Origin of the sequence: Nocardioides islandensis, from assembly GCF_015352455.1 — a bacterium.
In the GTDB taxonomy this organism is placed as follows: Bacteria; Actinomycetota; Actinomycetes; order Propionibacteriales; family Nocardioidaceae; genus Nocardioides; species Nocardioides islandensis.
Genome location: NZ_JADKPN010000001.1, coordinates 540,785 through 566,993, shown reverse-complemented (window position 1 = coordinate 566,993; position 26,209 = coordinate 540,785). Strand labels below are relative to the sequence as shown.

25 protein-coding genes are annotated in these 26,209 nt (G+C 71.6%); 9 read left to right on the top strand and 16 right to left on the bottom strand.

The window, feature by feature from the left end; genetic code table 11:
- Positions 1–58: 58 nt before the first annotated feature.
- The 8 genes from ISU07_RS02705 to dnaA all read right to left on the bottom strand — a co-directional run bounded on the left by ISU07_RS02705 (position 59) and on the right by dnaA (position 11,696).
- Positions 59–793: a DUF3566 domain-containing protein gene (locus ISU07_RS02705; protein ID WP_228521088.1), complete on the bottom strand. Its 735-nt coding sequence runs from the start codon at positions 791–793 to the stop codon at positions 59–61.
- Entirely contained in the window at positions 793–3,459 is a 2,667-nt protein-coding gene (gyrA, locus tag ISU07_RS02700; protein ID WP_194705710.1) for a DNA gyrase subunit A, read from the bottom strand. The genes ISU07_RS02705 and gyrA overlap by 1 nt, the downstream gene beginning before the upstream one ends.
- Positions 3,460–3,594: 135 nt before the next feature.
- Entirely contained in the window at positions 3,595–5,667 is a 2,073-nt protein-coding gene (locus ISU07_RS02695) for a DNA gyrase subunit B (protein ID WP_194705709.1), read from the bottom strand.
- 303 nt (positions 5,668–5,970) lie between these two features.
- Entirely contained in the window at positions 5,971–6,498 is a 528-nt protein-coding gene (locus ISU07_RS02690; protein WP_194705188.1) for a DUF721 domain-containing protein, read from the bottom strand.
- The gene (gene recF / locus ISU07_RS02685; RefSeq protein WP_194705187.1) at positions 6,488–7,642 is read right to left on the bottom strand and encodes a DNA replication/repair protein RecF; all 1,155 of its coding nucleotides are present in this window, start codon (positions 7,640–7,642) and stop codon (positions 6,488–6,490) included. Before recF ends, ISU07_RS02690 begins: the two co-directional genes overlap by 11 nt.
- Positions 7,643–7,652: 10 nt before the next feature.
- Positions 7,653–8,558, bottom strand: coding sequence for a phosphogluconate dehydrogenase (NAD(+)-dependent, decarboxylating) (gene gnd / locus ISU07_RS02680; protein ID WP_194705186.1), 906 nt, complete (start codon positions 8,556–8,558; stop codon positions 7,653–7,655).
- A gap of 27 nt (positions 8,559–8,585) precedes the next feature.
- Complete coding sequence (gene dnaN, locus ISU07_RS02675) at positions 8,586–9,725, bottom strand: DNA polymerase III subunit beta (RefSeq protein ID WP_194705185.1); 1,140 nt, start codon at positions 9,723–9,725, stop codon at positions 8,586–8,588.
- 450 nt (positions 9,726–10,175) lie between these two features.
- Positions 10,176–11,696 carry a chromosomal replication initiator protein DnaA gene (gene dnaA / locus ISU07_RS02670; protein ID WP_407671334.1) on the bottom strand — a complete coding sequence of 507 codons (1,521 nt, stop codon included), beginning with the start codon at positions 11,694–11,696 and terminating at the stop codon, positions 10,176–10,178.
- Positions 11,697–12,117: 421 nt separating this feature from the next.
- On the opposite strand from dnaA, the gene rpmH reads away from it, so the two are divergent.
- From rpmH to ISU07_RS02630, 8 genes are all read left to right on the top strand, one after another.
- Positions 12,118–12,255, top strand: a complete 138-nt coding sequence (rpmH, locus tag ISU07_RS02665; protein WP_194705183.1) for a 50S ribosomal protein L34 — start codon at positions 12,118–12,120, stop codon at positions 12,253–12,255.
- Between the two features lie 7 nt (positions 12,256–12,262).
- Complete coding sequence (gene rnpA, locus ISU07_RS02660; RefSeq protein WP_194705182.1) at positions 12,263–12,655, top strand: ribonuclease P protein component; 393 nt, start codon at positions 12,263–12,265, stop codon at positions 12,653–12,655.
- 10 nt (positions 12,656–12,665) lie between these two features.
- Positions 12,666–12,902, top strand: coding sequence for a membrane protein insertion efficiency factor YidD (gene yidD, locus ISU07_RS02655; RefSeq protein WP_194705181.1), 237 nt, complete (start codon positions 12,666–12,668; stop codon positions 12,900–12,902).
- Between the two features lie 12 nt (positions 12,903–12,914).
- Positions 12,915–13,919: a membrane protein insertase YidC gene (gene yidC / locus ISU07_RS02650; protein WP_194705180.1), complete on the top strand. Its 1,005-nt coding sequence runs from the start codon at positions 12,915–12,917 to the stop codon at positions 13,917–13,919.
- The gene (locus ISU07_RS02645; RefSeq protein WP_194705179.1) at positions 13,916–14,482 is read left to right on the top strand and encodes a Jag family protein; all 567 of its coding nucleotides are present in this window, start codon (positions 13,916–13,918) and stop codon (positions 14,480–14,482) included. The genes yidC and ISU07_RS02645 overlap by 4 nt, the downstream gene beginning before the upstream one ends.
- A gap of 42 nt (positions 14,483–14,524) precedes the next feature.
- Positions 14,525–15,217, top strand: a complete 693-nt coding sequence (gene rsmG, locus ISU07_RS02640; RefSeq protein WP_323742385.1) for a 16S rRNA (guanine(527)-N(7))-methyltransferase RsmG — start codon at positions 14,525–14,527, stop codon at positions 15,215–15,217.
- A gap of 230 nt (positions 15,218–15,447) precedes the next feature.
- On the top strand, positions 15,448–16,392 hold the full coding sequence (locus ISU07_RS02635) for a ParA family protein (RefSeq protein ID WP_407671333.1): 945 nt from the start codon (positions 15,448–15,450) through the stop codon (positions 16,390–16,392).
- Positions 16,389–17,345, top strand: coding sequence for a ParB/RepB/Spo0J family partition protein (locus ISU07_RS02630; protein ID WP_194705177.1), 957 nt, complete (start codon positions 16,389–16,391; stop codon positions 17,343–17,345). Before ISU07_RS02635 ends, ISU07_RS02630 begins: the two co-directional genes overlap by 4 nt.
- Before the next feature lie 91 nt (positions 17,346–17,436).
- On the opposite strand, the gene ISU07_RS02625 is transcribed toward ISU07_RS02630, so the two are convergent.
- Genes ISU07_RS02625 through ISU07_RS02615 form a run of 3 tightly spaced genes read right to left on the bottom strand, consistent with a single transcriptional unit; the run spans position 17,437 to position 20,499 of the window.
- Entirely contained in the window at positions 17,437–18,189 is a 753-nt protein-coding gene (locus tag ISU07_RS02625; protein WP_194705176.1) for a lysophospholipid acyltransferase family protein, read from the bottom strand.
- A gap of 10 nt (positions 18,190–18,199) precedes the next feature.
- Positions 18,200–19,171 carry a D-alanine--D-alanine ligase family protein gene (locus tag ISU07_RS02620; RefSeq protein WP_323742384.1) on the bottom strand — a complete coding sequence of 324 codons (972 nt, stop codon included), beginning with the start codon at positions 19,169–19,171 and terminating at the stop codon, positions 18,200–18,202.
- Positions 19,168–20,499 carry an aminotransferase-like domain-containing protein gene (locus ISU07_RS02615; RefSeq protein WP_194705175.1) on the bottom strand — a complete coding sequence of 444 codons (1,332 nt, stop codon included), beginning with the start codon at positions 20,497–20,499 and terminating at the stop codon, positions 19,168–19,170. The genes ISU07_RS02620 and ISU07_RS02615 overlap by 4 nt, the downstream gene beginning before the upstream one ends.
- A 77-nt stretch (positions 20,500–20,576) precedes the next feature.
- Here ISU07_RS02615 and ISU07_RS02610 point away from each other — a divergent pair, with 77 nt between their 5' ends.
- Positions 20,577–21,302: a GNAT family N-acetyltransferase gene (locus ISU07_RS02610; protein ID WP_194705174.1), complete on the top strand. Its 726-nt coding sequence runs from the start codon at positions 20,577–20,579 to the stop codon at positions 21,300–21,302.
- Here ISU07_RS02610 and trxA read toward each other — a convergent pair.
- From trxA to ISU07_RS02585, 5 genes are all read right to left on the bottom strand, one after another.
- Complete coding sequence (gene trxA / locus ISU07_RS02605; RefSeq protein WP_194705706.1) at positions 21,271–21,591, bottom strand: thioredoxin; 321 nt, start codon at positions 21,589–21,591, stop codon at positions 21,271–21,273. The genes ISU07_RS02610 and trxA overlap by 32 nt on opposite strands.
- A gap of 84 nt (positions 21,592–21,675) precedes the next feature.
- The gene (trxB, locus tag ISU07_RS02600) at positions 21,676–22,668 is read right to left on the bottom strand and encodes a thioredoxin-disulfide reductase (RefSeq protein WP_194705173.1); all 993 of its coding nucleotides are present in this window, start codon (positions 22,666–22,668) and stop codon (positions 21,676–21,678) included.
- Between the two features lie 185 nt (positions 22,669–22,853).
- Entirely contained in the window at positions 22,854–23,570 is a 717-nt protein-coding gene (locus ISU07_RS02595; protein WP_194705172.1) for a hypothetical protein, read from the bottom strand.
- 45 nt (positions 23,571–23,615) lie between these two features.
- Positions 23,616–24,275, bottom strand: a complete 660-nt coding sequence (sigM, locus tag ISU07_RS02590; protein WP_323742383.1) for an RNA polymerase sigma factor SigM — start codon at positions 24,273–24,275, stop codon at positions 23,616–23,618.
- Positions 24,268–26,199 (bottom strand): protein kinase family protein, encoded by a 1,932-nt coding sequence (locus ISU07_RS02585; protein ID WP_194705170.1) that lies wholly within the window; start codon positions 26,197–26,199, stop codon positions 24,268–24,270. The genes sigM and ISU07_RS02585 overlap by 8 nt, the downstream gene beginning before the upstream one ends.
- Positions 26,200–26,209 lie beyond the last annotated feature (10 nt).

Below are 26,209 nucleotides of genomic sequence, written 5' to 3'. Positions count from 1 at the left end.
CGAGGCCCCGTTGACCGAGGTGGAGACTACCGGACGGCCCGAGGGGCCACCCAATTGGTCAGCGCTCGTCCTCGACCAGGGTGATGTCGATGCCGCCGAGCAGGGCGGCGGACATGTTGTAGAGGAACGCGCCGAGCGTCGCGATCGCCGTCAGCAGCACCACGTCGATCACGGCGACCAGCATCGTGAAGCCGATGACGCGGTCGGTGCCGAGGTAGTCCTGGATCGTGAACGGCGAACCGGCCTGGTCGCCGACGATGTCGCGGACCGTGGTGTTGATGGAGTCCCAGACACCGGCCGCGCCGAGCACCGACCACACCATCAGGACCGACACGATGGTCACCACGCCGAGGGCGATCGACAGCAGGAACGCCGTCTTCATCACCGACCACGGGTCGACCCGGGTCAGGCGCAGACGGGCGCGGCGCGGGGGCCGCTTCTGCCGCGAGGGCCGGGTCGCGCGGGTGCGCTGGGTCCGCTCGGTGCGCTGCGTCGGCGCCGAAGCCTGCGGCACGGGTGCCGGAGCCGCGGCCGCCGGCCGCTCCTCGCGGACCTCCGGCTCACGTACGGCGGGGCGCACCGCGGTCTGGTCGGGTGCGGCCCCGTTGGTGGCGGGGTCAGCCGTCGACGTACCGTTCTGCCGGACCGCGCTCAGCTTCTGCTGGAGTCGCTCGGAGAGCGACGGACCACCGTTGCCGGCAGCCGTCTCGTCGTGCGGCATCGGCGGCAGCACCGGACGAGGCTCGGCTTGGGTCACTCGACCCTGCGTCTGCTCGGTCGGTCGCTCCGTCATCAGGCCTCACTCTCAGGCGGGGAATCGGCCACGTGACCCTCGGGGGTCTCATCGATTGTTGCACTGGAGTCCGCATCGGGCGATTCCGCAATCGATTCATCCGTCGGAGCCTCGGCCTGTCCCACCTCCTCGACCGCCTCGTCTGTGGTAGTGGGACCGCCCGCCTCGTCGCCCGCCTCGTCGCCCGCCTCATCGCCCGCCTCGTCGGCGGCGTCCTCGCTCTCGGGCGCCTCGACCGACCGCGCCACGACGGCGACCGCGTCACCCTCCTTGGGCGTCACGAACTTCACGCCCATCGTGGAGCGTCCGGTCGCCCGGAAGTCGTCGTTGATCGGGCTGCGCACGACCTGGCCGCCCTGCGTGATCGAGAGCACCTCGTCGCCGTCGACGACGATGAAGGCGCCGACCAGGTTGCCGCGCTCCTCGTTGGCCAGCGACATCGTCTTGATGCCGAGGCCGCCGCGCGACTGGAGGCGGTAGTCGGAGATCCGCGACCGCTTGGCGAACCCGCCGTCGGTGATCGTGAAGACGTACTGCGGCTTGACCGCGGCCCGCTCCTCCGCCTCCACCTGGTGGGCGCGGATGACCGACATCGACAGCACCGAGTCGCCGGCGCGGAACTTCATGCCCGCCACGCCCGACGTCGCGCGGCCCATCGGCCGCAGCTGGGCGTCGTCGGCGCGGAACCGGATCGCCTGGCCCTTGCGGGAGACCAGCAGGATGTCGTCGTCGGGCTCGACCAGCTCGGCCCCGATCAGCTCGTCGTCGTCCTCGCGGAAGTTGATCGCGATGACGCCGGCCTGGCGCGGGCTGTTGTAGTCACCCAGCCGGGTCTTCTTCACCAGGCCGTTGCGGGTGGCCAGCACGAGGTACGGCGCCTGCTCGTAGTCGCGGATCGCCAGCACCTGCGCGATGTTCTCGTCGGGCTGGAAGGACAGCAGTCCGGCCACGTGGCCGCCCTTGGCGTCGCGAGACGCCTCGGGCAGGTTGTAGGCCTTGGTGCGGTAGACGCGACCCGCGGTGGTGAAGAACAGCAGCCAGTGGTGGTTGGTGGTCGCGATGAAGTGGTCGACCACGTCGTCGCCGCGCAGGGTCGCGCCGCGCACGCCCTTGCCGCCACGCTTCTGGGAGCGGTACTGGTCGGCGCGGGTGCGCTTGGCGTAGCCGCCGCGCGTGATGGAGACGACCAGCTCCTCGTCGGGGATCAGGTCCTCCATCGAGAGGTCACCGTCGGCCGCGATGATCTGGGTGCGCCGGTCGTCGCCGTACTTCTCGACGATCTCGGCGAGCTCCTCGCTGACGATCGAGCGCTGGCGCTCGGGCCGGGCCAGGATGTCCTGGTAGTCGGCGATCTCGAGCTCGATCTTGGCCAGCTCGTCGATGATCTTCTGCCGCTCGAGGGCGGCCAGACGGCGCAGCTGCATGTCCAAGATGGCGTTGGCCTGGAGCTCGTCGATGTCGAGCAGCTCGATCAGCCCCTGCCGCGCGTCGTCGACCGCCGGGCTGTTGCGGATCAGGGCGATGACCTCGTCGAGCATGTCGAGGGCCTTCACCAGGCCGCGGAAGATGTGGGCGCGCGCCTCGGCCTCGCGGAGGAGGTACGCCGTCCGGCGCCGGATGACGTCGATCTGGTGGGCCACCCAGTTGCTGATGAACTGGTCGATCGTCAGCGTGCGCGGCACGCCGTCGACCAGCGCGAGCATGTTGGCCGAGAAGTTCGTCTGCAGCTCGGTGTGCTTGAGCAGGTTGTTCAGCACGACGCGGGCGACCGCGTCGCGCTTGAGCACGACGACCAGGCGCTGGCCGGTGCGCGAGGAGGTGTCGTCGCGCACGTCGGCGATGCCCTGGACGCGGCCGTTGTCGGCCAGCTCGGCGATCTTCAGCGCCAGGTTGTCGGGGTTGACCATGTAGGGCAGCTCGGTGATGACCAGGCAGGTGCGGCCCCTGCTGTCCTCGTCGATCTCGATCACGGCGCGCTGGGTGACGGACCCGCGGCCGGTGCGGTAGGTCTGCTCGATGCCCTGGCGGCCGACGATCAGCGCGGCGTTCGGGAAGTCCGGGCCCTTGATGCGCTCGATGAGCGCGTCCTGCAGCTCCTCGCGGGTGGCCTCGGGGTGCTGGAGCGCCCACTGCGCACCCTCGGCGACCTCGCGCAGGTTGTGCGGCGGGATGTTGGTCGCCATGCCGACCGCGATGCCGGCGGAGCCGTTGACGAGCAGGTTCGGGAACCGCGCCGGGAGGATCGTCGGCTCGGCGCTGCGCCCGTCGTAGTTGGGCTGGAACTCGACGGTGTCCTTGTCGATGTCGCGGACCATCTCCAGGGCCAGCGGCGCCATCCGGCACTCGGTGTACCTCATCGCGGCGGCGGGGTCGTTGCCCGGCGAGCCGAAGTTGCCCTGGCCGTGGATCAGCGGGTTGCGCATCACCCACGGCTGCGCGAGCCGGACGAGGGTGTCGTAGATCGCGGTGTCGCCGTGGGGGTGGTACTGGCCCATCACGTCGCCGACGACGCGCGAGCACTTGCTGAACCCGCGGTCCGGCCGGTACCCGCCGTCGTACATGGCGTAGAGCACGCGGCGGTGCACCGGCTTGAGCCCGTCGCGTACGTCGGGCAGGGCGCGGCCGACGATGACGGCCATCGCGTAGTCGATGTACGAGCGCTCCATCGAGGTGCGCAGCTCGACCTCGTTGACGCGGCCGCCGCTCGCATCGGTGGGCGGCGGGATGGGGGTCTCGGTCACAGGTCCTTCTCTCTCCCGATCTCGCTCGATCTACAGATGTCTAGGGAATGCACTAGACACTTAGATATCGAGGAATCGCACGTCCTTCGCGTTGCGCTGGATGAACGAGCGCCGCAGCTCGACGTCCTCGCCCATCAGGGTCGAGAAGGTCTCGTCGGCCAGCGCGGCGTTCTCCAGGGTCACCTTGAGCAGCAGCCGCTGGTCGGGGTCCATCGTGGTCTCCCAGAGCTCGTCGGCGTTCATCTCGCCGAGGCCCTTGTAGCGCTGGACGGGGTTCTCCTTGGGCAGCTTCTTGCCCTCCTCCTGTCCGGCGCGCAGCAGGGCGTCGCGCTCGGAGTCGGAGTAGACGAACTCGTGCTCGTGCGGCTTGTTCCAGCGGAGCCGGTACAGCGGGGGCTGGGCCATGTAGACGCGGCCGGCGTCGATCAGCTGGGGCATGAACCGGAACAGCAGCGTCAGCAGCAGGGTGTTGATGTGGTGGCCGTCGACGTCGGCGTCGGCCATCAGCACCACCTTGTGGTAGCGCAGCTTGGCGATGTCGAAGTCGTCGTGCACGCCGGTGCCGAGGGCGTTGATGATCGCCTGGACCTCGTTGTTGGCCAGCACCTTGTCGATGCGGGCCTTCTCGACGTTCAGGATCTTGCCGCGGATCGGCAGGATCGCCTGGATGCGCGGGTCGCGGCCCGACTTGGCCGAGCCTCCGGCCGAGTCGCCCTCGACGATGAAGACCTCGCACTCCTCGGGGTTGGTGGACTGGCAGTCGGAGAGCTTGCCGGGCAGGTTGCCGCCGCCGAGCAGCCCCTTGCGCGACCGGGCCAGCTCACGGGCCTTGCGCGCGGCGAGGCGCGCGGACGCCGCGGCCTGCGACTTGCGCACGATGTCGCGACCCTCGGCGGGGTTCTGCTCGAACCAGGCCCCGAGCTCGTCGTTGACGGTGCGCTGGACGAAGCCCTTGGCCTCGGCGTTGCCGAGCTTGGTCTTGGTCTGGCCCTCGAACTGCGGCTCGGCGAGCTTGATCGAGACGATCGCGGTCAGGCCCTCGCGGATGTCGTCGCCGGCGACGCGGTCCTCCGGCTTCTTGATCAGGCCCCACTCCTCGCCCCACTTGTTGACCAGCGAGGTCAGGGCCGCCCGGAAGCCCTCCTCGTGGGAGCCGCCCTCGTGGGTGTTGATGGTGTTGGCGAACGTGTGCACCGACTCGCTGTAGGAGACGTTCCACTGCATCGCGACCTCGAGGCTCATGTGCATGCCGGAGTTCTCAGGGGTCTCGGCCTCGAAGGAGATGATCGTCGGGTTGGCGGCCTGCTTGGAGCGGTTGAGGTGCTCGACGTAGTCGACCAGGCCCCGGTCGTACTTGAAGACCTGCTCGCTGCCGCCGCCCTCGGCGCGGTGCATGGAGGCGGCGTCGGCGGCGTCGACGTCGTTGGCGATGGTGTCGTCCTGGACCGCGTCGGCGATCTCGCCGGCCTTCGGCCGCTCGTCTCGGACGACGAACTCCAGGCCCTTGTTGAGGAACGCCTGCTCGCGGATCCGGGTGGTGATGGTCTCCAGCGAGTAGTCGAGGGTGTCGAAGATGTCGGCGGAGGCCCACCAGGTCACGGTCGTGCCGGTGCTCTCGCCCGGCTCGAGCGTCCGGACCTGCTCCAGCGGCCCGTCCGGGTCGCCGAGCGAGAAGGTCTGGCGCCACAGGTGGCCGCGGTTGCGGACCTCCACGATCGTGCGGGTCGACAGGGCGTTCACCACGGACACGCCCACGCCGTGCAGACCCCCGGAGACCTTGTAGCCGCCGCCGCCGAACTTGCCGCCGGCGTGCAGCTGGGTGAGCGCGATGGTGACGGCCGGCAGCTCCTGGCCCGGCGCGGTGTCGGTCGGGATGCCGCGGCCGTTGTCGATGACCTGGACGCTGCCGTCGTCACGCAGGGTCAGCACGATGCGGTCGCAGTAGCCCGCGAGCGCCTCGTCGACGGAGTTGTTGACGATCTCCCAGATCAGGTGGTGCAGGCCGCGCTCCGCCGTCGACCCGATGTACATGCCCGGGCGCTTGCGGACCGCCTCGAGACCCTCGAGGACCTGGATGGCGGAGGCGTCGTAGTCGCCGTTGCTGTCCCGCGGGATCTCCTCGGAGACGACCATCGGGACGTCCTGAGGCTCGGTCGGTTGCTCGCTCACACGTACCTCTTCAGCTCGCCCTGCGCACATGACACGGGCCGCGACTCGAGGTTCGCGACCCAAGGGCCATGATAGCCCGTCAGGGGCCGCATTCCACGCCGCCGTCCCCGGCAACCGGGGGTACCGGGCCCGAAATCGGCCCTGAGCGCCCCGTGAAGGGCTCCGCAAGGCTCGCGCAGGGGTGCGGTGGAGTCCCCATACGGGCGCAGACCCCTCAGATCGGCTGGCAACCGGTCAGGCCACACGCCAGCCGCCGTCAGCCGCCCGTCAGCCGTAGGTGTCGCGGGGGCCGCGCCCGTCGCGGACGGAACGCGGTCCCTTCTTCCAGCTCGGCAGGTGCGGGCCGGCGATCTCGACCAGGGTCACCGTGCCGTCGCCGAGCTCGGCGTTGAGCCGCTTGACGAGCTCGGGGGCGAGGTACTTGAGCTGGGCCGCCCACGCCGTGGAGTCGGTGCGCACCCCCAGCACACCGTCCGCGAACGACTCGGGCGTCACGTGCCGGGCGACCTCGTCGCCGACCAGCTCGGCCCAGCGCGCGAACACCCCGGCCACCCGCAGGTCGACGTCCCAGCCGTGGTCGTCGACCAGCCGGTTGACCGTCACGTCGAGGGTCTGCGGGTCGCGCTCGTCGGGGAAGGCGCCGGAGGCCTTGGCGGGTCCGGTACGACGCTGGCCGGCCCATCCCGACTTCCCGTGGCGCACGCGCTTGGCCGGCGAGGACCGTGCCGTCGAGCGGGCGATGTCCTTGGCCAGCTCCAGCCCGTCAGGGCGGTGCGGCTCCTCCTCAGTCGACACGGGTCACCTCGCCGCCCGCGACGCGGAACCGGACGCCGGCGAGCTTCTCGGGCACGTCGTCGTCGACCGCGGCGGTGACCAGCACCTGCTCGGCGCCGGCCACCAGCTCGGCCAGCTGGCCGCGCCGCTCGGCGTCCAGCTCGGCGAACACGTCGTCCAGGATGAGGATCGGGTCGTCGCCGTCGGCGCGGAGCAGGTCGTAGGCCGCCAGCCGCAGCGCCAGCGCGTACGACCAGGACTCGCCGTGGCTGGCGTACCCGCGCACCGGCAGCCGAGCTCCCTCGCCACCCGGACCCAGGCTGAGCACCAGGTCGTCGCGGTGCGGGCCGACGAGGGAGATGCCCCGGTCCAGCTCGTCCTGCCGTCGCTCGGCCAGAGCCACCAGCAGTCCCTCGGTCAGCGCCGCGCGCTCGCGCTCGTCCCCGATCTCGAAGGACGGCTTGTAGTCCATCGCGGCGTCGTCCTGGGACGCGCCACGCGCGACCGTGGCGTAGGCGTTCCCGAGGTACGGGCGCAGGTCCTCGACCAGGGCCAGCCGCTCGGCCAGGATCTCGGCGCCGACCCGGGCGAGGTGGGAGTTCCAGACCTCGAGCGTCGAGAGGGCGGACTCCTGACCTCCGCCGCCACGCCGCGCATGGCCGGCGGTCTTGAGGAGTGAGTTGCGCTGGCGCAGCACCCGCTCGTAGTCCGCACGCACGCCGGCCAGCCGCGGGGTCCGCAGGACCAGGAGGTCGTCGAGGAACCGGCGCCGTTCGGCCGGGTCGCCCTTGACCAGCGCCAGGTCCTCGGGCGAGAACACGACCGTGCGGACCAGGCCGACCAGGTCACGGGTCTTGGGCAGCGGCGACTTGTTGACGCGTGCGCGGTTGGCCCGGCCGGGGTTGATCTCCACCTCGAGCACCGCCGTACGCCCGTCCTTGACCACCGCTGCCCGGACCACGGCCTGGTCGGTGTCGGCGCGCACCAGCGGCGCATCGGTGGCGACGCGGTGCGAGCTCAGCCGGGACAGGTAGTCGATCGCCTCCACCAGGTTGGTCTTGCCCTGGCCGTTGCGGCCGACGAACGCGGTCGCGCCGGGCTCGAGGACGACGTCGACGTCGGCGTACGAGCGGAAGTCGTGCAGGGACAGGTGCGAGACGTACAAGCGACTCCCGTCAGACCGGCGACGCGTCGCCGCCGGGCGGCGGACCGCTCTGCACGGCGTGGCCGCCGAACTGGTTGCGCATCGCCGCGATCGCCTTCATCGCCGGGCTGTCGTCCTGGCGGGAGATGAAGCGGGCGTAGAGGGCGGCGGTGATCGCCGGGGTCGCGACGGCGTTGTCGATGCCGGCCTCGACGGTCCAGCGTCCCTCGCCGGAGTCCTCCGCGTAGCCGCGGATCTTCGACAGCCCGGGGTCCTCGTCGAGCGCGTTGACGAGCAGGTCGAGCAGCCAGGACCGGATGACGGTGCCCTCACGCCAGGACCGGAAGACCTCGGTGACGTTGTCGACGAGGTCGACCTTCTGCAGCAGCTCCCAGCCCTCGGCGTAGCTCTGCATGACGGCGTACTCGATGCCGTTGTGGACCATCTTCGAGAAGTGGCCGGCACCCACCTCCCCCGCGTGCACCGACCCGAACTCGCCCTCGGGCTTGAGTGCGTCGAAGGCCGGCTGGACCTTGGCGATGTTCTCCGCCGAGCCGCCGTACATGAGGGCGTAGCCGTTCTCCAGGCCCCACACGCCGCCGGAGACGCCGCAGTCGACGAAGCCGATGCCCTTCTCGTCGAGCATCGCGGCGTTCGCCTGGTCGTCGGTCCAGCGGGAGTTGCCGCCGTCGACGACGAGGTCGCCCTCGCCCAGCAGGTCACCCAGCTCCTTGATCACCGAGCGGGTGATGTCGCCGGCGGGGACCATCACCCAGACCACCTTGGGTGACGGGAGCTTCTCCACCATGTCGGCCAGGCTCGTGGAGTCGGAGATGTCCTGGTTCTGGTCGTACCCGACGACCGTGTGGCCGGCGTTGCGGAGCCGGGTCCGCATGTTGCCGCCCATCTTGCCCAGGCCAACGAGTCCCAGTTCCACGGCGGAGCCTCTCTGCAGAAGGTCAGGTCACGAGAGCAGGCGACGGGGCATGAGCAGGTAGCGGAACCCCGGGTCCTTGCTGTCCTCGCCGATCGAACCACTGATCACGACCGGCTTGGAAGCCTGGGTGAACGCCAGCTCGACGACGGCCTCGTCGATCGCCGTCAGGCCGTCGAGCAGGAACTGCGGGTTGAAGCCGGTGGTGAGGTCCTCGCCCTCGACCGTGGCCTCGATCGACTCCGAGGCCTGGGCCTCGTCGCCGGACCCCGCGTCGAGGGTCAGCACGCCGTCGGAGAACGCCAGCTGCACCGCGGTGTTGCGCTCGGCCACCAGCGCGACGCGCTTGACCGACTCGACGAGCGCGAGCTTGTCGACCAGGGCGGTGGTCAGGTGCTCGTTGGGGAACAGGCTGCGGACCTTGGGGAACTCGCCGTCGAGCAGCCGGGTCGTCGTCCGCCGTGTGCCTCCGGCCGCGGAACCCTCGAAGCCGATGATGCCCTCGCCCGCGCCTCCGGAGGAGAGCGCGATGGTCACCTCGGGGCCAGCGGTCAGGGACTTGGCGGTGTCGCCGAGGACCTTGGCCGGCACCAGGGCGGCCAGCGAGGCGTCGGGGGAGTTGGGGTTCCACTCGAGCTCGCGGTGGGACAGCCGGAACCGGTCGGTGGCCAGCAGCGCGATGGTCGAGCCGGAGATCTCGATGCGCACGCCGGTCAGCACCGGGAGCATGTCGTCGCGGCCAGCCGCGGTGACCGCCTGGGCGACGGCGTGGGCGAACTGGTCGCTGGCCACGGTGCCGGAGGCGGCCGGCATCTCGGGGAGCGTCGGGTAGTCCTCGACCGGCATGGTCTGGAGGCTGAAGCGCGCCGAGCCACAGGTGATCGAGACCCGCGACCCGTCGAGGGTCACGTCGACCGGCTTGGCCGGCAGGCTGCGGCAGATGTCGGCGAGCAGCCGGCCGCTGACCAGGGCGCGGCCCTCGTCGGAGACCTCCGCGGACAAGGTCGCGCGGGCCGATGTCTCGTAGTCGAACGTCGAGAGCACCAGGCCCTCGTCGCCGGCGTCGATGAGCAAGCCGGACAGCACCGGAGCACTGGGGCGGACGGGGAGGCTGCGAGCAGCCCACGCGACGGCGTCCGCGAACGCGTCACGATCCACGCGGAACTTCACACGTACAACCTCTCTGGGTCCTTTGAAGTCAGGTGGGAAGGCAACAGACACAGGACGGGTTCCCGAATCCTGCCATGCGGTGTCGACACAGGGGGAGTGGCACCTGCTGGTGAGCACCCGGGCCGGGGCCCGACCGGGAGCCCGACCCGGAGCTTGACCTCGTGGTTGTCCCCAGGTCGAGGCCCGGAGCCACGTTCACCGAGGGCCCCGTTGCATAGAGGTTGTCGGTCGTAGTAGCAGCGGTGGAAACTGTGGACGAACCTTGTCCGCGCAGGTCAGGAGCCCTTTCTCTGTCCCCACGGGGTGTGGACGGGCGGGTGCACGAGTCACACGTCCGGTGGAGCCAGTGACCTGGGCAACACGGTGATCCCCAGCTGTCCACAGCGGCTGTGGAGGAGAACCGGCGCGTCGCACAGGCTCCCGCACATCTTCCGCCGTTGTAGTTCGTCCTCAGGACTGGCGCGCGTGCAGCTTGATGCGGTTGGTGAGCTCGGAGACCTGGTTGAAGACCGCCCGGCGCTCGGCGAGCAGCTGGTTGATCTTGCGGTCGGCGTACATGACCGTGGTGTGGTCGCGGTTGCCGAACTGGGCGCCGATCTTGGGCAGCGACAGGTCGGTGAGCTCGCGGCACAGGTACATCCCGATCTGACGCGCCATCACCAGGTGCCGGCCGCGGCTCGGTCCGGTGATGTCCTCGATGGGGAGGCCGAAGTACGCCGAGGTCTGGGCGATGATCAGCGACGCGGTGATCTCCGGCTCGCCGCCCTCGGGGATCAGGTCCTTGAGCACGATCTCGGCCAGGGTCATGTCGACCTCCTGGCGGTTGAGGTTCGCGAACGCGGTGACCCGGATCAGCGCGCCCTCGAGCTCGCGGATGTTGGTCTGGATCTTCGAGGCGATGAACTCCAGCACGTCCGGCGGCGCCGTCAGCCGGTCCATCGCGGCCTTCTTGCGCAGGATCGCGATGCGCGTCTCGAGGTCCGGCGGCTGCACGTCGGTGATCAGGCCCCACTCGAACCGGTTGCGCAGCCGGTCCTCGAGCGCCTCGAGGCGCTTGGGCGCGCGGTCGGAGGTCAGCACGATCTGCTTGTTGGCGTTGTGGAGCGTGTTGAAGGTGTGGAAGAACTCCTCCTGGGTCTGGGTCTTGCCCTCCAGGAACTGGATGTCGTCGATCAGCAGCACGTCGACGTCGCGGTACTTCCGCTTGAACCGGTCCTGCCGGTCGTCACGGATCGCGTTGATGAACTCGTTGGTGAACTCCTCGGAGGAGACGTACCGCACCTTGGCGCCGTTGTAGAGGCTGCGGACGTAGTGGCCGATCGCGTGCAGCAGGTGGGTCTTGCCCAGGCCGGAGTCGCCGTAGACCAGCAGCGGGTTGTAGGCCCGGCCGGGCGCCTCGGCGACCGCCACCGCGGCCGCGTGCGGGAAGCGGTTGGAGGAGCCGATGACGAAGGTCTCGAAGGTGTACTTCGGGTTGAGTCGCGTCTCGAGCACCGACGTGCGGTTCTGGTCGGCCGGCGGCTCCTCGGTCATGCCGGTGGGATACCCCGCGGAGTGGGCGACCGTGTCGATCTGGTGATTGATCGAGTTGTCGACATGGCGACTTGTCGGTCGGCTCTCGGGGGTGACCGGGGCGCGCTCGGCCAGGGCCGGGTTGACCGTGACGCCGAGGCGGATGTCGCGGCCGAAGGTCGCGGTCAGCCCTTCCTCGATCTGGTTGCGCAGCCGGCCCTCGAGCTGGGTCCGGGTGAACTCGTCGACCACCTCGATGATCGCCTGGTTGCCGTGCAGCGTGACCGGGGCGCTGACCTCCAGCCAGGCGCGCTGGTTGGGCTGCAGCTCGTCGACGACCGACCACCAGGCCGCCTCGAGGTCGGTGTGGTCCGGACTCCCCTGCTGACCTTGCTGCTGGTCCTCCACGCTCTGCCGCCGCCCTTCTGGTGACCCACTCCGTTGACCGGAACTCCACATACTTCTCCACAACCTGTGAAGGAGCGCGACGAGCCGTAGGTCCCCACCGCGCGACGGCCGCGAACGACCGCACCCGATGATGTTGGCGCAGGTCAGAGCGTTGTAGACCGGGGAATGGCCAGACGCTGCCGAGGTGCGGCACCGGAGGTGATGGGGGACGGCGGGGAATCTCGTCGTCGCCGAACCTAACCCGGCGCCGCGGGCATCGGCAAGACGTCATCCACAGGCCAGCGCGTTGTCTGAGATGCTGTCCGCAGGCCCGTCGCGGGTGGTAGCGGGTCGACGGTTTGACCCTGTGGAGAACGCTCGCGTACCGTTGGCCGGTCACCTGTCGTGGCGCCGTTTCGCATGTGCTGCCCCGGGTGTCCGCAGACCCCTTTACGCAGGCCCGCCCAGGGCCTCGACCCACGGAGAAATAGCTGTGACCAAGCGTACGTACCAGCCGAACAACCGCCGCCGTCACAAGGTGCACGGTTTCCGCCTGCGGATGCGCACGCGTGCGGGTCGCGCGATCCTGTCCGCGCGTCGTCGCAAGGGCCGCGACAAGCTCGCCGTCTGAGCCGGACGTGTTGCCCGCGGGCGCCCGGCTCACCTCGAGTGAGTCCTTCCGGCGCTGTGTGCGCGAGGGCCGCCGGGCCGGCAGCCGGACCCTGGTGCTGCACCTGTGCGAACCCGGGCACCCGGACGGTGACGAGCGGCCGGCCCAGGTCGGCTTCGTGGTCGGCCGTGCGGTCGGCGGCGCCGTTGTGCGCAACCGGGCCCGCCGGCGCCTGCGCCACCTGGTCCGCGAGCGGCTCGCCGAGCTCCCGGCCGGCTCGACCCTCGTGGTGCGAGCGCTGGCCACGGCCGGCGAGGCGTCGTACGACGAACTCCGCGCCGATCTCGCTCGTTGTCTGGAACGGGTCGTCCCTCCAGCCACGCGTCCAGCGTCCAGGGCCGGCGAGCCCGTGACCTCATGAAGACCTCCCAGTGAAGTACGTCCTCATCGCCCTGCTGCGCGGCTACCGGGCCGTCATCAGCCCGTTGTACGGCCAGGTCTGCCGGTACCACCCGTCCTGCTCGGCGTACGCCTTGGAAGCCGTGCAGGTGCACGGCAGCATCAAGGGCACCTGGCTGGCGGTCCGCCGCCTGGGCCGCTGCCACCCGTGGGCCGCCGGCGGCTACGACCCGGTCCCGCCCCACCCGACCCGCACCACCACAGGCTAAGGAGCCATCTCCGTGCTCGATTTCCTCGGCCAGGTCGGCCACCTCATCATGACGCCGCTGTACTACGCGGTGTCGGCGGTGCTGGTGTCCTGGCACTGGCTGCTCAGCCAGATCGGCTTCGACGCCGACGGCGGCTCCACGTGGGCGCTGTCCATCGTCGGCCTGACGCTGGTGGTGCGCGCCGCGCTGATCCCGCTGTTCGTCAAGCAGATCAAGTCCAGCCGGAACATGCAGCTGATCCAGCCCCGGGTCAAGGAGCTGCAGAAGAAGTACGGCCACGACCGCGAGCGGCTCGCGCAGGAGACGATGGCGCTCTACAAGGAGACGGGGACCAACCCGTTCGCCTCGTGCCTGCCGCTGATCGTGCAGATGCCGATCTTCCTGGCGCTGTTCCGGATGCTCGACCAGGCGGCGAAGAAGCAGAAGGCGCACGGCTTCCTCGACAGCGACCTGGCGAAGTCCTTCGGCCAGTCCAAGATCTTCGACACCATCCCGTTGAAGCTGACGTTCCTCAACAACGACGGCAACAGCGCCGTGATGATCCTGGCCGCGATCCTCGTCGTGGCGATGACGGCCACCACCTTCCTCACCCAGCGCCAGCTGATGAGCAAGAACATGCCGACCGACGCGATGACCGGCCCCTACGCCCAACAGCAGAAGATGCTGCTGTACGTCCTCCCGGTCGTCTTCGCGGTCGGCGGCATCGCGTTCCCGATCGGCGTGCTCCTCTACTGGACCACCTCCAACCTGTGGACCATGGGCCAGCAGTTCTACGTGATCCGGAACAACCCGGCCCCCGGCACCCCGGCGTTCGCCGCCAAGCAGAAGCGCGACGCCGCCAAGGGCACGCACACCGGTCAGGAGCCGGCGGCCACCGGCACCACGTCCACCGCCACGGACACCGTCGAGGAGGCGCCGCGCGCGGCGCCCCGGCAGCAACCCAAGAAGCAGACCCGCCAACAGCGGAAGAAGGGCGGCGCCCAGCGGCCCGCCACGAACGAGGGAGACAGCGCATGAGTGACGAGCTCACCAGCCCATCGGTGGATGTCGTCGACCAGCCGGTCGAGGACACTGACACCGAAACCGAGACCGACACGAACGCCGACGGCGCCGAGGACGCGCGCCTGGCGCAGCTCGAACGCGAGGGCGACGTGGCCGCCGACTACCTCGAGGAGCTGCTCGACATCGCCGACCTCGACGGCGACCTGGACATGGACGTCGACGGCGACCGCGCCGCGGTCTCCATCGTGGGCGCGGAGCTGAGCCAGCTGGTCGGTCAGCGCGGCGAGGTGCTGGACGCCCTCCAGGAGCTGACCCGGCTCGCGGTGTACCGCGAGACCGGCGAGCGCTCGCGGCTGATGCTGGACATCTCCGGCTACCGGGCCGGTCAGCGGGCGCGGCTCGTCGAGCTCGCCCAGCGGTCGGTGCAGCAGGTCAAGGAGACCGGTGAGCGCGTCTCGCTGGACCCGATGTCGCCGTTCGAGCGCAAGGTCGTGCACGACGCCGTGGCCGAGGCCGGCCTGACCTCGGAGTCCGAGGGCATCGAGCCGCGTCGCTTCGTGGTGATCCTGCCGGTCTGACACGCACCCCTCATGGGCGATGTTTCACGTGAAACACCCGCCGTGCCCGATCGGGCGCGGCGGGTGTTCGGCGTGGAGCGCCTGTCGGTGGCGCAGCGGTACGCCGAGCTGCTGGCGACCGACGGGGTGGTCCGAGGCCTGATCGGGCCGCGGGAGGCGCCCCGGCTGTGGGACCGTCACCTGCTCAACTGTGCCGTCGTCGGCGAGGTGATCGGCCGGGGTGCCACCGTGGTCGACGTGGGGTCCGGGGCCGGTCTGCCGGGACTGGCGCTGGCGATCGCGCGACCGGACCTGCGCGTGACGTTGCTGGAGCCGCTGCTGCGGCGCACCCGCTTCCTGGAGGAGGCGGTGGAGACGTTGGGTCTGGCAGACCAGGTCGAGGTGCTGCGCGGCCGCGCCGAGGAGCAGCACGGACAGCGCACCTGGGAGGTGGTGACCGCCCGGGCGGTGGCACCCCTCGAGAAGCTGGCTCGCTGGTGCCTGCCGTTGGCCGCGGCCCATGGTGAGTTGGTCGCGATGAAGGGGGCCTCGGCGGCCGCCGAGGTGGAGGAGGCCTGGCCCGGGCTCCGGCAGCTCGGCTGCGAGCGGCCGACGGTCGCCGAGCTGGGGGCCGGCGTGCTGGAGGAGCCCACCTGGGTGGTGCGGGTGGTCCGGCCCGAGCAGGGACAGGTAGGTTGGCGCGGGTCTGCGGGGAGCGACCGCCGGCGCCCGAGGAAGCAGCGGAGGAACGTGTGACCGACCCAGCCCCATCGACAGGCGCAGGACTGGGGTGGCCCTCCGACGGACCGGACGTCCCGGGGGAGACCCCAGGGGGGTTATCCACCGGTCTGGGGTGGCCCGACGAGCGTGTTCGTCCACAAGTGGCCCCAGTTTCTCCACAGGGTGAATCCCCGGTGGGGGAGAGCCCGGAGGGCGACGTTTCACGTGAAACGAGCGACGATGCCACCTCCGCGACCCCTCGGCGGGTGCTGACGGCCGGCGACCTGAGTGACCTGACGCCCAGCTTCGACGACGAGACCACGCCGCTGGCCCGCGCCGCCGAGCACTCGGTGCTGGCCCGCATGGGCGCTCGCCAGCGCGTCGCGGCGCCGCGTCCGGGGGCCACGCGTGTGGTCGTGGTGGCCAACCAGAAGGGCGGCGTCGGCAAGACGACCAGCACGGTCAACATCGCGGCGGCCCTCGCCCAGCTCGGCCAGCGGGTGCTGGTGGTCGACCTGGACCCCCAGGGCAACGCCTCGACCGCGCTCGGCGCGGACCACCGTCGCGGCGTCGCGTCGACCTACGACGCGCTCGTCGACGGCACCTCCCTCGACAAGGTCGCCTCCCCGGCCACCGAGGTCGAGAACCTCTGGGTGGTGCCGGCGACGATCGACCTGGCCGGCGCGGAGATCGAGCTGGTCAGCGTGGTGGCCCGGGAGAGCCGGCTCTCCAAGGCGCTGGCCACGCACCCGCTGATCGGCACCGCCGAGCAGGCGGGCGAGGACCGGTTCGACTACGTCTTCATCGACTGCCCGCCCTCGCTGGGCCTGCTCACCCTCAACGCGCTGGTCGCCGGCGCGGAGGTGATGATCCCGATCCAGGCGGAGTACTACGCGCTGGAGGGCCTCGGCCAGCTGCTGGAGACCATCGACATGGTCAAGGCGCACCTGAACCCCCGGCTGGAGGTGTCCACCATCTTGATCACCATGTACGACGCGCGCACCCGGCTCGCGGCGGGCGTGGCCGAGGAGGTGCGCGAGCACTTCGCCGACCAGGTGCTCAACACCACGATCCCGCGCTCGGTGCGGGTCTCCGAGGCGCCGTCGTACGGCCAGACCGTGATGACCTACGACCCGGCCTCCCCCGGCGCCCTCTCCTACCTCGAGGCGGCCAGGGAGGTCGCGCTGCGGGCCGTGGGGGTGGCGTCGTGAGCCGCGAGCGCCCGGTGCGCCGGGGCCTGGGCCGTGGCCTCGGCTCCCTGATCCCCACGGCTCCCGTCGAGGACGAGACGGGCGAGGAGCCCACCGTCGCAGCGGCGCACGCGGACGGGGCACCCGAGCTGGTGCGACCGGAGGGCTCGTGGTTCGCCGAGCTGCCGGCCGACCAGATCCAGCCCAACCAGGTGCAGCCCCGCCAGGTCTTCGACGAGGACGCGATGGCCGAGCTGGTGCACTCGATCCGCGAGGTCGGGCTGCTCCAGCCGATCGTGGTCCGGCAGACCAGCCCCCACAGCTACGAGCTGGTCATGGGCGAGCGTCGGTGGCGCGCGGCCCAGCGGGCCGGCCTCACCGAGGTCCCCGCGATCGTCCGGGCCACCGACGACTCCGACATGCTGCGCGACGCGCTGCTGGAGAACCTCCACCGCTCCCAGCTCAACCCGCTGGAGGAGGCGGCGGCCTACCAGCAGCTGCTCGAGGACTTCGGCTGCACCCACGACGAGCTCGCCTCCCGGATCGGCCGGTCGCGCCCGCAGATCTCCAACACCATCCGGCTGCTCAAGCTCTCCCCGGCCGTCCAGCGCCGGGTCGCCGCGGGCGTCCTCAGCGCCGGCCACGCGCGCTCCCTGCTCGGTGTCGAGGACGCCGACCAGCAGGACCGGCTGGCCGCCCGCGTCGTCGCCGAGGGCATCTCGGTGCGCGGCCTCGAGGAGATCGTGGCGACCGGAGGAGCCGAGGCCAAGACCCCCGCGGTCCGTCGCAACAAGCCCGTCGCGCCCGGCCTCACCGACCTCGCCGAGCGCCTCTCGGACCGCCTCGAGACCCGCGTCAAGGTCGACCTCGGCCGGCACAAGGGCAAGATCACCGTGGAGTTCGCCTCGCTCGACGACCTGCGCCGGATCGTCGACGTCATGGACCCGCGCAACCGGTCCGACCGCCCGATCTGACGGCGTCTCGTCGCGGACAGGCCGCTGACCTGGGCAAACAGGCTAATGTCGACAAAGCGATCTAGCGATATATCACCAGAGTGATAAGTCGCTAGGCCGACTTCTCGGCCTTGCGGGCGGCGCGGGCGGCCCGCTCCGCGGCGTCGGTCCGGGCGGCTTCCTCGAGGGTCGGCGCCGTCCCGCCGTACCTGGCGGGGAGCCACCACGCGGCGGGCTCCGGCTGCGGGTACTCGCGGATCGCGGTGTCCAGCAGACCGGACATGGCGGCGTGCAGACGCGCGGTGTCGCCGACCGCATCGCCCTCGAGCGGGACGGGCTCGCCGACCCGGACGGTGATCGCCAGACCGCGGGAGAGGTCGCGGGGGTGGTCCTTCGTCATCATCCGCTGGGTGCCCCAGAGGACCACCGGGACCAGGGGGACGGCGGCGGCGGCGGCGATGCGGGCGGCGCCGGTCTTGAGGGTCTTGATCTCCATCGCGCGGGAGATCGTGGCCTCCGGGAAGATGCCGACGACCTCGCCCCGACGCAGGTTGTCGAGGGCGACCCCGAGCGAGGACTCACCGTCGGAGCGGTCCACCTCGATGTGCCGGCAGGCCCGCATGATCGGCCCGGTGACGCGGTGGTCGAACAGCTCGCGCTTGGCCATGAACCGCGGCCGCCGGCCGATCCGCTCGACCGGCAGCCCGCCGTAGATGAAGTCGACGTACGACACGTGGTTCACCGCCACGAGGGCACCGCCGGTCCGGGGCAGATGCTCCAGGCCGGTGATCGAGATCTGCTGGCCGAGCGCGCGGAAGCCGAGCTTGGCGATCCGGATGATCGCCGAGTAGGTCAGCTCGCTCACCGACGGGACGCTACCCGGCGGCCCTCGAGCCGGCACGTACGTCGCGCGCCGAGGCCGCCCGTACCAGCGAGGCCAGCACGTCCCCCAGGTCCAGGCCCGCGGCCTCGACGGAGAGCGGCACCAACGAGGTCTCGGTGAAGCCGGGCGCCACGTTGACCTCCAGGAACGCCACGGAGCCGTCCGCGGCCACGATGAGGTCCGAGCGGGACAGCTCGCGCAGCCCCAGGACCTCGTGGGCCGCCACGGCCACCCGGGCACACTCGGCCAGCACGTCGGCCGGCAGCGGCGCCGGGACCGTGAACTCGGTCGAACCGGCCGTGTAGCGCGCCGTGTAGTCGTAGATGCCGCCGTCGGCCCGGATGGCCACCACCGGCAGCGCGCGGGGGCCGGTGCCGTCGTCGAGGACCGGGACGGCCACCTCCGTGCCCGCCACGAACCGCTCGATGAGGGCCACCGGGCCGTAGGCGAACGCGTCCACCATCGCGTCCGGGAGGTCGGCCTCGTCGCTCACGAGCGTGCAGCCGAGCGCGGAGCCGCCGCGGGCGGGCTTCACGACCAGCGGGAGGCCCAGCCGGGCGACCACCGCGGCCATCACGTCCTGGGCGCCGAGCTCGCGGAACGTCTCGTGCGGCAGGACGACCGACTCCGGCGTCGAGATCCCGACGCCCGCGACGAGGGTCTTGGCCACCGGCTTGTCGAACGCCGTGCGGCAGGCGGCCGGCCCCGCGCCGACGTACGGGACGCCCAGCAGGTCGAGCACCTCGCGGATCGCGCCGTCCTCCCCGCTCTCGCCGTGCAGCATCGGGACGACGCAGGCCGGTGGCTCCGCGGTGAACGCGGCCAGCAGCGTGCCGTCCACGTCCCGCTCCGCCACCTCGACGCCGGCCGCGCGCAGCGCCTCGGCGGCGCGGCGCCCGGAACGCAGCGAGACGTCCCGCTCGTGGGAGAGGCCGCCGGCCAACACCACCACCGGGCGCGTCACGAGAGGTCCGTCCCCGGGCCGTCGTACCCGCTGCGGGGCAGCTCGCCCAGGCGTAGGGCGTGGCCGCCGGTGGCGCCGAAGGTCGCGCGCAGCTCCATCTCCTCCTCCAGGACGCCGGCCAGCCGGCGTACGCCCTCCCGGATCCGCTCCGGGGTGGGGTAGCAGAAGGACAGCCGGATCGACCCCGACCCGAAGCCGTCGGCGAAGAACGCCGTGCCGGGCACGTAGGCCACGCGCGCGGTCACGGCGCGCGGCAGCATCGCCTTGGCGTCGATGCCCGGGGGCAGGCTCATCCAGACGAAGAAGCCGCCGTGCGGGACGTTCCACCGGCACGCGGCCGGCATCAGGTCGTGCAGCGCCTCGATCATGGCGTCGCGGCGCTCGCGGTACATCTCCCGCAGCTGCTTGACCTGCCCCTGCCAGTCGTGGGCCTGGAGGTACGCCGACACGGCCATCTGGTTGAACGCCGGCGGGCACAGCGTCGCCGACTCCTGCGCGAGCACGAGCTTCTCGCGCACGGCGTGCGGCGCCAGCGCCCAGCCCACGCGCAGGCCCGGTGAGAAGGTCTTGGAGAACGACCCGAGGTAGATGACGCCCTCCGCCTCGTCGGCGCGCAGGGCGCGCATCGGCTCGCCGTCGAAGCCCAGCAGGCCGTAGGGGTTGTCCTCGAGGATGAGGACGCCCTCGCTTCTACAGATGTCGAGGATCTCGGCGCGACGCGGGGCGCTCATCGTGACGCCGGCGGGGTTGTGGAAGCTGGGGATCGTGTAGAGGAACTTGATGGTCTTCCCGGCGGCGCGGGTGGCCGCGATCGCCTGGCGCAGCGCGTCGGGAACCAGGCCGTCCGCGTCCATCTCGGCGTGCACCACCTGGCACTGGAAGGCCTTGAAGACGCCCAGCGCCCCGACGTACGACGGCGCCTCGCAGATGACCACGTCGCCCGGGTCGCAGAACACCCGCGTGACCAGGTCCACGGCCTGCTGGGAGCCGACGGTCACCACGACGTCGTCAGGGTGCGCCTCGATGCCCTCGAGCGCCATCACCTCGCAGATCTGCTCGCGCAGCGTGGGGTCGCCCTGGCCGGAGGAGTACTGGAGCGCGACCGGACCGCGCTGGGTGACCAGGTCGGCGATGGCCGCGCCGACCACGTCGAGGGGGAGCCCGGAGATGTTGGGCATCCCGCCGGCCAGCGAGACGACCTCGGGGCGCGACGCCACCGCGAACAGCGCCCGGATCTCGGAGGCCGTCATCCCCTGGGTGCGCGCGGCATACCGGTCGACGTAGGTGTCGAGCCGGGTACGGGACACATCGGGGGAGTCGGGCGCCATGACGCGTCTAGCATGGACGATGAGGGCCCGATGTCGCACAGGCGTCCGTGATTGGGTCCGCGATCCGAGGAGGCCGGATGTCGCGCAAGGTCGTCCGTCTCACCCTCGACCACCTCGACGAGATCACCGCGCCGTGCCGCTCGTGCGTGTTCTGGCAGCTGGACCCGGTACGCCGCGGGCGGGTCGAGCAGTCGAACGGTGACGCCGCCGACGAGGTGGACGCATGGGTCTCGACGGTGCTGCGCGAGTGGGGCTCCTGCGGACGCGTCGTGCTGGTGGACGGGGTGCCGAAGGGCTTCGCGCTCTACGCCCCCGAGGCGTTCCTGCCCGGCGCGGCGTCGTTCGCGACCGCCCCGGTCTCCCACGACGCGGTCCTCCTGACGCAGGTGTACGTCGCCCCCGACGCGCGCCGGGGCGGCCTCGGGCGGATGCTGGTGCAGGGGATGGCCCGCGACCTGATCGAGCGCGGCGGGATCAAGGCCGTGGAGGCGTTCGGCGACACGCGCGGGGACCCTGGGTGGAACACGAAACGACCCCCGCGGGACCATCCCCGCGGGAGCCGTTGTGTCGCGTCGGTGGAGTTCCTCAGCAGCGTGGGGTTCAAGACCCACCGCCAGCACGCCCGGAACCCCCGGATGCGGATGGACCTGCGCTCGGCGCTGTCGTGGCGCGACGAGGTCGAGGCCGCTCTCGAGCGGCTGATCGGCGTCGTCCGGCCGGTGCCCAAGCCCACGACGGAGCGCCCGACACGGGCGTCGCTGCGTCAGCGGCTCAGGCCTCGAGGAACTCCGAGAGCTCGTTGAGGATCGCGGCCTTGGGCCGCGCGCCGACGATCGACCGGACGACCTCGCCGTTCTGGTAGACGTTGATCGTCGGGATGCCGTTGACGCGGTAGGAGAACGGCGTCACGGGGTTCTCGTCGACGTTCATCTTGAGGAACGTGATCTTGTCACCGTGGGTCTCGGCGATCTCGCTGAGGATCGGGTCCACCTGGCGGCACGGACCGCACCACTCCGCCCAGAAGTCGACCAGGACGGGCTTGTCCGACTTGAGGACCTGGGCCTCGAACTCGTCGTCGGTGACGGCTGGCATGTTTCCCACGGGGGACGCTCCTCGGATTGGGGTGGATGGGGTGGTGTGTGGAGTGAACACCGTCGCGCCGACGGTGATTCCGGGTCAGGAGCCGACGGACACCGTCTCGGCGGCGGTCTGCTCGGCCGAGCCGGCCGACGAGGCCGCGTGGTCGAGAGCCGCGATGTACCGCTCGGCGTCCAGGGCCGCGGCGCAGCCGGTGCCGGCCGCGGTGATGGCCTGGCGGTAGTGGTGGTCGACCAGGTCGCCGCAGGCGAAGACGCCGGCGAGGTTGGTGTGGGTCGAGGGGTGCTGCACCAGGACGTAGCCGTCGTCGTCGAGGTCGACCTGGCCGGTGAGCAGCTCCGAGCGCGGGTCGTGGCCGATGGCGATGAACAGGCCGGTCGCCGGGAGGTCGCTGGTCTCGCCGGTCACGGTGTCGCGCAGGGTCAGCGACTCCAGCCGGTCGGTGCCGTTGATGCTCGCGACCTCGGAGTTCCACCGGATCTCGAGCTTGGGGTCGGCGAAGGCCCGCTCCTGCATGATCTTGGAGGCGCGGAGCTCGTCGCGGCGGTGGATGAGGGTCACCTTCGACCCGAACCGGGTCAGGAAGGTGGCCTCCTCGATCGCGGAGTCGCCGCCGCCCACCACGGCGATGTGCTGCTCGCGGAAGAAGAACCCGTCACACGTCGCACACCAGGAGACGCCGCGCCCGGAGAGCTCGGCCTCGTTGGGCAGCCCCAGCTTGCGGTAGCCCGACCCGGTCGCCAGGATCACGGCCCGCGCGGTGTAGGTGTCGGTGACGGTCTTGACCGTCTTGATGTCGCCGGTCAGGTCGACCTCGACGATGTCGTCGGCGACCAGCTCGGCACCGAAGCGCTCCGCCTGGGCCCGCATCTCGTCCATCAGGGCGGGACCCATGATGCCGTCGCGGAACCCGGGGAAGTTCTCCACCTCGGTGGTGTTCATCAGCGCGCCACCGGCGGTCACCGACCCCTCGAACACCAGCGGGTGCAGGGAGGCACGGGCGGCGTAGACAGCCGCGGTGTAACCCGCGGGGCCGGAGCCGATGATGATGACGTTGCGGGGGTCGCTCATGGGTTGCGGATCACTCCTGAGGTGACGAGAGAACTCGTGCGGTTCAACCGATCGTAGGCGAGCGGAATTCCCTCGTCGCGGCCGTCTCCGCGTGGCGGCCGGGGAGTTGGCGTTTGGTCCCAAACGCCAGTGACCAGGGCCTCAGGAGTGGCGTTTGTGACCAATGGTGACCCGTCGGGGGCCCCTCAGGGCGTGGTCAGGGTGATGCTGCGCAGCGGCGTGTCCTGCCCGCAGAGGTAGAGGTCGACGACCTGGGTGTCACCGGTGGGCGGCCGCAGGACCAGGGCGGCGGCGGCCGCGTCGTACGTCGCGGCGAGCACCGTGCCCGGACCGACGGGAGCGACCAGGCAGGAGGCGCCGGGGGCCGCGGAGAAGTTCTTGGCGTCGCCGTCGTCGAGGCCGTCGCGGATCCGACGTACGTCCGGCCCGAAGTGGTTGGAGCGGATGCGGGCGGCGTTGGCGGGGTTCGGCTCGGCCGCGCCGCTGGATGCCGTGCGCGACGAGGCGTCGCCGTCGAGGGGGGCCGCCTCGGGGGCCGCCTGGTCGGCCGCGGCGCCGCCGGCGGACGTCTCCTGGGTGTCGCCGCCACCGGAGCCGCCGAGGTTCGGCAGCACCTGGCCGACACCGACGCCGGCCACCACCACGGCCGCGGCCGCGACCAGGAGCTTGGCGGCGGTACGGCGCCGCCGGGCGAGGTCGACCACCGGTGCGGCCGGGGCCCGCTCGGTGGCCAGGCCGTCGAGGACGCGGTCGAGGCGGGCGACCACGTCGGCCGGCATCGGCTCGTCGTGCCGCGCGTCGGCGAGCAGGCGCCGCACCCGCGCGTCGGTCGCGGGGTCGAGCGGGCTCTCGTGCAGGAACTCGGCACGGGAGTCCGGCAGCTCGTCGTGGTCGTCGGGCATGGTGCAGCACCTCCCTCCAGGCGGGAAAAGGAACGGGACGGACGATCAGCCGGGCGGCGGGCCGCGGGGCTGGTCACCAGGTGGGACGGGCGGGTCGGCGGGGCGGTTCCCGTCCACCGGCGCCTCGGCGGTGGGATCCAGGTCACCCAGCAGCTCGGCCAGCTTGGCGCGGCCGCGGAAGCACCGCGACTTCACGGTGCCCTCGGCGCAGCCGAGGATCTCGGCGGCCTCCTGGACCGGGTACCCCTCCATGTCGACCAGCACCAGGGCCGCGCGCTGGTTGCCCGGCAGCCGCTGCAGTGCGTCGAGCACGCGGCGCCGGCGCTCCGTGGCCACGCTCGCGTCGGCCGGGTCCTCGCTGCCGTGGCTGGTGACCAGCGAGCCCCGGCCGCCGCGCTCGTCGAGGTCGTCCGGCAGCGGCTCGGCACGCCGTACCTTCGCCGACCGGATGCGGTCCAGGCAGGCGTTGACGACGACCCGGTGCAGCCAGGTGGTCACGGCCGCCTCGCCGCGGAAGGAGCCGGCCCGGCGGTACGCCGCGATCAGCCCGTCCTGCAGACCGTCGGCGGCGTCCTCGGGGTTGCCCATCGTGCGCAGCGCCACCGCCCAGAGCCGGTCGCGATGGCGCGCGAAGAGCTGGGCGAACGCGTCCTGGTCGCCGTCCACGTGCGCCTGGAGGAGCTCCGCGTCCGGACGCTCACTCACCGGCGGCACCCAGCACCGAGACCTCGGCGATCTCGCCGCGGAACCCGCCGTCGACGGCGGGCAGCGACGTCAGCCAGATCGTCACGTACCTGCCGGTGGCCGGCTGGTCGAGCTCCAGCGGGACGTCGGTCCCGTCGGCGGTGGCGGTCGCGACCGGCGTCAGCCCCTTGACGCCGCGGGGGGCCGTCTCGCCGACGTACACGGCGACGCCGGTGGGCGCGCCGACCAGGGTCAGGTCGACCTCGGTGACCTCGCCGGACGTGCCGAGGTCGAGCGTCAGCCCGACCCCGGTCTTGAGGCCGCCCGGCCCGAGCTGCTGGCTGTAGGTCATCGTCTTCCACGACGTCGCGGCGTCCCCGTCGACGGCGAGGGGCGTGGTCTCGGGGTTCTCCTCGGGCGGGTCGCCCTGCGGGTCGAAGTCGTCGGCGGCGACACCGGTGTACGCCGTGGCCCCGGCGTCGGCGCTCGCGCTGGTGCTCGGCGACCGGCTGGCCGCCGGCTTCGAGTCGTCGTTGCCCACGATCTTGGGGAGGTCCGAGCCGAGGTTGAAGACGAACACGATGGTCAGCAGGGCCAGGGCGAGGACCGCGACCAGAGCGGCCAGCCACAGCCAGCGGCGGCCGGGTCGTCCCTCGTCCTCGTCGAACTCCTCGACCGCTTCGATGTAGCCGCTGCCGGTCGTCACCTGCATGCCGGTGCCGGTGCCGGTGCTGGTGTCCCAGGGCCAGAACCCGCCGTGGCCGGGCCCGACCGGCGTGCGCGGCCGCCGGGCGGGACTGCCGTCGGCCGGGTCGGGCGCGAACAGCGGCCGCTCCGGGAGGTCCTCGAACGGCGGCGGGGGCGGCGGGGTGTCCGCGCGCTTGGCGATCCAGGCCACACTGCCGTCGTCGTCGAAGATCGGCAGCCCGGCCTCGGTGGGCTGCTCGGTGCGGGAGACGGGTTCCGGCAGCGGGTCGGGGTCGGGGAGGGGCTCGGCCAGGGGGTCCGGCAGCGGGTCGGCCTCCTGGGCCGGGAGGTCCCCCGTCGAGCCCGGCGGCGCGAACGGGACCATCGGCATCGTGCGGGTGCCGCCGGCCTCGCGCCGGCGGACGGCCGCCACCTCGGCGTCGGCCAGCCCGGCCGGGTCGCCCACGAACTCCCGGAGGGCGTCGGCGATGCCGCCGGCCGTGGTCAGGTCGTAGCTGCCACGCGCGTGCGAGCCGGGGGCTGCGGAGTACGGGTTGAGGACGCTGTCGCACAGCGTGTCGAGCACCCGCGGGACGCCGGCGCGCACCTGCCGGGGCCGGAGCACGCGTCCGTGCTGGTGCGGAGCGGACTTGACCAGTGACTGCGAGACGCCGGCCCAGCGAGCGGTGAGGGCGGCGTACAGGAGGCCGGCGAGGTCGGTGACGTCGGCGGAGATGCGCCCGGGCGGCAGGCCGTGCAGCGCCGCGTCGACCGCGAAGCCGATCACGCGGACCGACCCGGTGCGGTCGATGAGGACGTTCTCGGGGACCAGCCGGCCGTGCGCGACCCCGGCGGCGTGCGCCACCTCGAGGGTGGTCGCGACCTCGCCGACCAGCCAGGCGGCGCGCCGCGGCGACAGCGGGCCCTCGTCGGCCAGCAGGATGTCCAGGGAGATGCCGGTGGCCCACTCGTTCACGACGTAGCAGAGCGCCGTGCCGTCCTGGGCCGTGCGGTCGGAGGTCTCGTCGACGTCGAGCACCCGAAGCAGCCGCCGGTCGACCACGCGCGCCGAGGTGCGTGCGGCCTCGCGGAGCAGCTCGGCGCGCTCGTCGTCGGCGCGGATGATGTGCATCGCGACCGACCGCTCCAGGGACGAGTCGTAGGCCCGCCAGAAGAGGCCGCCGCCGCTCTCGTCGAGCAGGTCGACGAGGTGGTACCGGCCGGCGAGCACGTCTCCGGGGCGGATCGCGTGCGACACCGTCTCCCTT